The 6,840-nt window shown below is 61.3% G+C and carries 4 protein-coding genes; 1 reads left to right on the top strand and 3 read right to left on the bottom strand.

The genetic code is table 11. The features are described 5' to 3' along the window. From NUU27_RS24415 to NUU27_RS25530, 3 genes are all read right to left on the bottom strand, one after another. Positions 1-4,465, bottom strand: a 4,465-nt coding sequence (locus tag NUU27_RS24415) for a toxin TcdB middle/N-terminal domain-containing protein (RefSeq protein ID WP_257764901.1), incomplete at its 3' end; no start/stop codon positions are given. Between the two features lie 213 nt (positions 4,466-4,678). Then, positions 4,679-5,401, bottom strand: a complete 723-nt coding sequence (locus tag NUU27_RS24410; RefSeq protein ID WP_257764900.1) for an ankyrin repeat domain-containing protein — start codon at positions 5,399-5,401, stop codon at positions 4,679-4,681. 6 nt (positions 5,402-5,407) lie between these two features. Beyond that, positions 5,408-5,971, bottom strand: coding sequence for a hypothetical protein (locus NUU27_RS25530; RefSeq protein WP_308220001.1), 564 nt, complete (start codon positions 5,969-5,971; stop codon positions 5,408-5,410). Between the two features lie 150 nt (positions 5,972-6,121). On the opposite strand from NUU27_RS25530, the gene NUU27_RS24400 reads away from it, so the two are divergent. Continuing rightward, on the top strand, positions 6,122-6,781 hold the full coding sequence (locus NUU27_RS24400) for a helix-turn-helix domain-containing protein (protein WP_257764899.1): 660 nt from the start codon (positions 6,122-6,124) through the stop codon (positions 6,779-6,781). Positions 6,782-6,840 lie beyond the last annotated feature (59 nt).

Raw genomic sequence — 6,840 nt, 5'->3', positions numbered from 1 at the left:
TCTGATGCGTCGTGCCGCCGGCCGTCACCGTCGTGACCCGCTTGGCCTCGTTGCCCGAAGCCCGCCAGTCGATCCGGTGCACCACCACGCCGGGCGTTTCCGACGTCGTCAGCTGACCGACATTGTAATATCCCGTGCGCGCCTCGTCATAGGTGTTCGAAAGCAGGATAGGATTGGCGACCGAGGGCGACGTCACCTGCCGCTCGAGCAGCCGGCCCAACTGGTCGTAGCGCATCGTCGTGACCGTGCCGCGCGCATCGCGCTGCTCGACCAGGCGATTGGCGCCGTCATATTTGTACGACCAGTTCCCCAGATCCGGATCGGACACCGTCAGCCGGTTGCCGACCAGATCATAGCTGTAGCTCCATTGTGCCCCGCCGATGTCCTCGACGCCGATCAGACGGCCGAACGCATCGTGGCTCAAGGTTATGGAGGATGAGGAACTGACCGTGTCGGCGGCGTCGCGGCGCAGGATCCGGATGATCCCCCCGCGCGTGTTTCGATAGGTGGAGGTCCTCAGCCCCTCCTCGTCGATCAACCGGGTGGCGGTGTGCGGTATGTTGACCGTGTGTGACAGAAGGTGCGTCGGGAAGAAGTGCTCGTATGTCCTTTGCGAACCGTCCGGATTGATCGTCGCCACCACGCGGTCCGCCCAGTCATAGCGGTGCTCGGTGTATTGAGCGGTCTCGTCCACAAAGAAGGGATGGCTTTGCCGCGCGATGTTGCCACGCGCATCGTGCACCGTCCGCACGACCCGCGACGGACCGTCGGGATCGTCATAGCGCGTGTTCTCCTGCCACACTCTGCCGCGACCGTCGTAATAGCCGGCTTTCCAGTTGTTGCCGGTGCTGTTGGGCGAAGGCTCGTAGACGACGAAGCGCTGCCGGGTCGGATCCCCCTCTTCGTAGAAGTGGTATATCTGATAGTGACCCGTCCTCGTGTTGCGGAATTCCTCAAGCCGGCAAAAGACATCGTAGGTCAGCGTGTATGAGACGCCGTTGAGATCGGTCTGTGTCGCCGGCTGACCGCAGACCGGATCATAGGTCGCCGTCGTCCGATGACGGGTGTCCGCCGGCTCACCCCCATTGGCGAAGTAGCGCGGATCACGCTCTTCCACCGGATAGAGATGGTAGGTGGCGTCATAGGTCCACTCCGTCCGGTTCCCCAGCCCGTCCAGCATGAAGACGCGGTTGCCGTAGGCGTCGTAGCCGTAGCGCTCCTCCGTGCCCGTGATCGCCGCCGCAGGATCATAGCTCACGCGAAAGACCTTGCGCGTGAGGTCGCCCCTGGTCGGCGGGGTCGAGCGGTCGGAGGCGTTGTCGTAGTGGAAGCCGGTCACCCGCACCGGATCGGCCGCCGAGTTGAAGACGTCACGGATGGTCTCCGTATAGGGGAGCGACGTGATGAACGCCGTCGTGTTGGGCGCGTAGTCGCGGATCGTCCACAGCTCGTCGCCCGCCTCATCCGTGCGGCCGTGATCCCTCACCTCGAGCACATTGCCGTAGACATCGAACACCCGCTCCACCATCAGCTCATGGGCGATGTTCTCCGTCGCCGTCGTCGTCGTGCGGATGTTGCGGGCCCAGTAGGGCTTGGCGGCGGCGTTCACCCAATAGGTCTCCGCCACTCTCCTGCGCTCGACGCCGGCTCCGTCCTTGTGGATCGTCAGCTCCGGCAGGCCATAACTTGCCAGATCCTGGCGATAGGTCGTCTCGACCGTCGGCGAGGCCGTCTCCCCGTTCGCCCGTGGCCTGGTCTCCTTGACCGTGCGATAGCCCAGGAACTTGCGGGCCTTGGGATCGTACTTGCCGCCCGCATAGCTGTAGCTCGTCGCGGCCGCCTGTCCGCGCCCGTCATCGACCGTCAGCTTCGTCACCGCATGCATCACCTGCGGCAGGAACGCGTTCTGCCAACGGCTCGACGGCGTGTAGTCGACCGAGATCGTCGCCCCGAGCTCGTTCAGGACCGAGCGCAGAAGGTTCGGACTGCCAGAACCCGGCGTCGAGACATGCAGGCTATCGACTTCCGCTCCATCGAAGAAGTCCGGCAGACCGTCACCGTTGAAGTCGCCGACTATGATCGTCCGCGTACCGCCGAAGGTGGTCACCAGCGTCAGATTGTTGCTGCCGCCCATCCGCAGCGAATAGGCCCGCATAGTGCCGGTCGGCTGCCACTGGTAACTGTACCACCCGTCGAGCGTCAGGAAGTCCGCCCGCCCGTCATTGTCGTAGTCGCGCAGGATCAGCCGTCCGCCGATCTGTGTCGGCATCGCAAGCTTCTTGAATGAGCGCCCCGTCGAAAGGAAAATCTCCGGCACGAAATCTGCGCCACCGGAATCTGCGTTCATGGAGATGCTTCGCCCGACGATAGCATCCACCGCCCCATCACCGTTCACATCGGCGAGAACACAGCGATTGCGATCAAATGAAAAAACAGAGTCGTCTACGCATCCCAATTCGATCGGGTCGCCTTCGTAACTCCACGCTCCATCGGCATACACCCCCTTCCGGCCATCCATGAATAAAACTCGCTGGCGCCCGTCAGCAGCGAAGTCAGCTGGCTCAGGTATGCGATCGACTACATAGTCACTTTGCCTCGGCATCACATACGCGGCGTCGATGCCGTCGCCATCGAAATCGGCGACCAGAGGCTTGGAAACTTTTGAATTATTGGCTGTGCTGCTTTGGTTGAGTACTGAGCAGAGTTCTACATAGACGCCACTGGCGGAGCCGCAATTGACGGGCGACATCGCCAAGGTCGAGTCCGTGGTCAAGATGTAGTTGTATCTCGCATATCCGCCAGTTCCCCAGTCGGACGAATCCTCGACAGTCAGCACGCTCCCTTCCAAGAAATCTATCGTCTTCCCGGTTGAATCGAACCGACCGTTGACTGAGAATGAATCTTTCGAGAGGTACGTCTTGCTCCAGAGCTTGAAGTGTTTGGTATCAATAGCTCGCCCGTCAGCATCAAAATGAATGATGCTCTGATACCATTCCGAAGGTTCCCCCGAATCCTCCGAGCCCTCTAAAAGAAGGTTACCGTAGCGTTCATCGCGACCATCAAAATTGAGGTCTGCGGCTTTCTGAAATTCCTTTCCGTAAGGCCGGGTATGCGATCGAAACGGAAAGGGAAAGAGTGGGCTGTATCGTGGCGGGACAATGTTGGGATTGGATTGGAGCGTGTAGTTTGGCGCGGTGTCCTGGTAGGTGAAGGCGCCGATGCGCTTCTTCGACGTTCCCGATGCCGGCGGCGTCACCGTGCCATCCGATGCGACGGACGCATTGGTGCCGTGGCGCTCGACCAGCGTCAGCCGGGACGTGTTGGAGAACGGTGCCTGATCGTAGGTCAGCGTGTAGGCCGTGCGCTGCGCCGAGCCAACCTTGACGCTGATCGTCCTGATCCGCTCCTTCACCTCCGAAATGTCCAGCCCATTGGCCATCAGGATGTGATCGGGGCGGCTCTCCCGATGGAAGGTGATCACCGTGCCGTTGTAGCTGACCGTGCTCGGATAGCACACCGCCGTCAGCGGCGCGGCCGCGATCCCCGGACAGGCATAGCCGTAATCGACCCGGTTGCCATGCGTGTCCACGACCGAGCTCAGATGCCAGCGATACTCGTTGGTCACCTGGAACTCGCGCGTGCCCGCCGTGAAGCTCACCCCGCTGACAGCCGCTGTGGTCCGGAAGGTGGACACTGTCCCGTCACGATCGGTGACCTTCCACTCCCGCGTGCCGGCGTTGAAGTGAATGCGCCGGTAGGTCTCGATCTCCGTGGCGTGCGTTCCCCCGCTCGTGCAGGACGGCGAACTGGTGCTCGCCCCGCAGGACACCAGTTCCGTGCCATTAAGAAGGAACACATCGGCGGCATCGAACTTCGGCAGCCCCCGGCCCGGGCTTGCCCGCTCGATCACATCGAACCCTTCGAGCCCCCAGCCATAGCCGAGCCATCCCTGATAGAGACCGCCGAGCTTGGTCTTGCGCGACGAGTTGTAGTGCAGTCCAAGGCGCGGCTCGAGACCGCGAAAGGCCGGAACGTCGATGTCGACCGTGTAGAACAGGCTGCCGGCATTGCCGTCGGCGCGCGGGATCGACACCTTCTGCAGATCGCCATAGATCTTGTCGGCAGGCGGCGGCTCCGTCGCGGTCGAAAGCTCGGTGGCAAGCGCCTCCGGCTCGGCCTGCACATCGCTGGAAGCATCCGGAGACGGCTTCTGCTCCTGGGCCTCATCCTCGACGGCATCCCCATCCGCCGATGGATCGGTGCCCTCATCCGAGGGCGAGGCATTGCCCAGCCCGCCGCCGCCATTGCCATAACCGGGCGCCGGCGCCGTCCCGGACGCGCCGTCATCCTGGGCGGGGGCTGCGCTCCCCTGTGACGTCTGCGCCAAGACCAGTCCCGACCCGGTCACAACGCCGCCCATCAGCACAAGCGCAAAGAAAAGCGCGCGAACGCACCAAGCCCCCATGGCCGCCTCCATAATCGATACCTGCCGAAATACTTTTCGGGCACCAGATTATGTCAACGAACAACTCCCAACGCGGAATAGGTGTCCACAGAAATAATTGCAATCCTGAGTTCCGCCGCCGAGTTCAAACAGCGCAGACGCATGATCACAGGCCTACGACCATCATTAGCAGATGAGCATCGGCAAGTAGAAGTCGAACGAGGTCGACTTCTATCACGTTGATTCTGCTGCTGCCGACAGCGCTGTCCAGCCTTCGCTGGTCTGCACCTGTACGTCAGAGCCAGCTCTCAACAGCATCCGTGTCGTTGTCGGATTATCATTGTGCGCGGCGGCACTCATAAGTGCAGTCCACCCGGTTGAGTCATGGGCGGCAAGGTCAGCACCCGCATCCAAAAGCGTCTGTACGACATAAGGATTGATGTTCTCGCCGGCTGCGATCATCAGTGCCGTGAAGCCATCTCTCCTACGTGCCTCCAAATTCGCACCGGCATCGATCAAGGTCTGCAAAATGGCGGGCTCATCGTTGTAGGCTGCGGCGTTCATCATTGCTGTCCAGCCGTCCGGGTCAGCCGCATTGACATCGGCTCCGCCCTTCACGAGCGCCTGGATGATGGCCCGGTCGGCGGCGTTGGCCGCCGCGATCATCAGCGGCGTCACGCCTCTCTCATCCGTAGCGTTGACGTTACCACCGGTCCTGATTGTGCTGGCGATCTCTTGCGGCGAACCACTTTCAGCCAATGTGAAGAGATCGGCAGCCCAGGACGGTCCACAAAGCAGAAGGAGTGCAAACACCCAGCTTATTGCGTGACACAGCAAGCAGGAGGATTTCCGTAAACGGCTTGGAAATCTTCCCAATGCATCAAAGAAAAAAATGTCGAACTTCATGGCATGCCCGAATGAAGCATTGTCTATACCTTTAAGGACGGCGCTTTTCACATGCTGTCAACCATCCTCGGGAAAGCAGCGTGAGTTCATGACAATCAGCTCCCGCGCCGCAGTCCCCCTGCCACCCGATACCGAATACCGGAGCTCAACTGCCACCATCGCGAAGCGGCCGAACAGCGCTCGCACCTCCGGCACATCATTGATCGACAGGATGAAGCGCCCCTCGATCTTCGCCAGGCGCTCGGCCATGACGGCCAACTGATCGCGTCCGAATAGCTCCCTGCCATAGTCGCCTTCCGAGCTCCAATAGGGCGGGTCGAGGTAGAACAACGTCCTCGGCCGGTCGTAGCGGTCGATGAAAGCCAGCCAGTCCAAGTTCTCGATGACGACGCCGGCAAGGGGGACGCGGATGTAGTCGCCGCCATAGCAGGCGACCAGGACCCGCATGGCCGCGACGCCGGCGGCGTCGGCGATGCCGGAGCCTGCCTCGGCCTGCGAAGGGAGTAGAGCCCGCGCCCGCCGCGCAGTTCGGCGAGGCGGACGAGACCGTCGCCCCGAAAACACGGCCTCCGCCGTCGAGCTGCGCAGCTTGTTCGCGGTGCAGACGAACAGGATATTCATGGCGGGCACCTCCGTCGTCGATTGCGGCCCTGATATGCTAAAATAGATCGGCCAGGCAAGGCAATATGCAATTATAGATTAGATATTCCAATCCAGCATTTGATATGCTATCTTAGATCAAGAGCAGAGATCGATGAGCGATAACAGATCATGGCATACGCGAGCGAAGATATCATCGAGGCCCTGAAAAAGGGCCGGGGAGCCAAGGGCCTCAGCCAGCGTGCGCTGAGCGCCCGCACCGGCGTGCCGCAAAGCCATATCTCCAAGATCGAAAGCGGCAACGCCGATATTCGCCTTTCGAGCCTGATCGAACTGGCCCGCGCGCTCGACCTGGAAGTCAGGCTGGTGCCGCGCAAGGCGCTGCCGGCTGTGGACAGCGTCGTCCGTAGCATCACCCCCGCCGTCCCGGCAACCGAGAGGTACCGCAGCGCGGTCAAGGAGCTGCAGCGCTCGCTCGACGCGGTTGACAAGCTGCGCCTGAGTTTTCCCGATCTGAACGCCCTGAACAAGATTCAGGAAAACCTGCGCACGATCGGCAACTTCAAGACGATCGACAACTATCTCGACTCCATCAAGCGCGTCACCCAGCCGCTGAGCGCCCTGCAAAAAATCGCGGACAACCAGCGGCGGATCGATGAGGCCGTGCGCATGCCCGCGCAGAGACTGAAAGAAATCGAAGAGGCCGCGAACCGCGCGCAGGCCCTCAGAAACCTGCTCGTCCATGCAGCCCCGTCCTCGGAGCCGCGTCGCGCCTACCGTCTCGATGACGATGATGACGACGATCATCATCAGGAGGTAGGCGATGACTGACGTTTCCGTGCTAAATGTGAAGCTCTACGGCGAGACTGTCGGTACGCTCACCCATGTTC

It is taken from the genome of Nitratireductor sp. ZSWI3, assembly GCF_024655565.1.
Classification (GTDB): Bacteria; Pseudomonadota; Alphaproteobacteria; order Rhizobiales; family Rhizobiaceae; genus Nitratireductor.
This window is presented reverse-complemented; position numbering and strand designations above follow the sequence as displayed.